Annotated in this window: 1 pseudogene; it reads left to right on the top strand. The window is 59.0% G+C overall.

The window, feature by feature from the left end:
- Nucleotides 1–388 (top strand): annotated as a pseudogene (locus J7R13_RS09360) (phage tail tape measure protein); the annotation flags it as partial.

Genomic DNA, 388 nt, shown 5'->3' with positions numbered 1-388 from the left:
ACCATGGCGGGAACCCGCCTTGGGGTCCTGCAATTGATTGCCTCTTTTATCAAGATGAGGGCTGTTAGCGGGGCGCTGAAGGCAAGTTGGCGCGGGGTATTGGCGGCAGGGCGCGCACTGGGCTTGCTCACCGCAGGACTTGGGGCACGGTCACTACGACTTTTGCGCCCCATGACCTTGTTGATGGGCGCTTTGCGGGGGATTGCTGTCTCAGGAAGTGCCTTTGCTGCCTCTTTTGGCTCTGTTGGGACAGTGATCGAAGTGGTTGGGGCAGGTATTGCTTCTGTTGCGGGGGGGGTTTTTACTCCAATAGGGGCTGCGGTTGCTGCTGTTGTGGCGGGGGTTTTTTCGGTCGGGGTTGGTTTTTGGGGTGGTTTGGGGGGGGTTT

The sequence above is a fragment of the Bartonella taylorii 8TBB genome, from assembly GCF_902825155.1.
GTDB classification, from domain to species: Bacteria; Pseudomonadota; Alphaproteobacteria; order Rhizobiales; family Rhizobiaceae; genus Bartonella; species Bartonella taylorii_A.
Note: the sequence above shows the minus strand (reverse complement) of the source record. Positions and strands in the feature narration are given on the sequence as shown.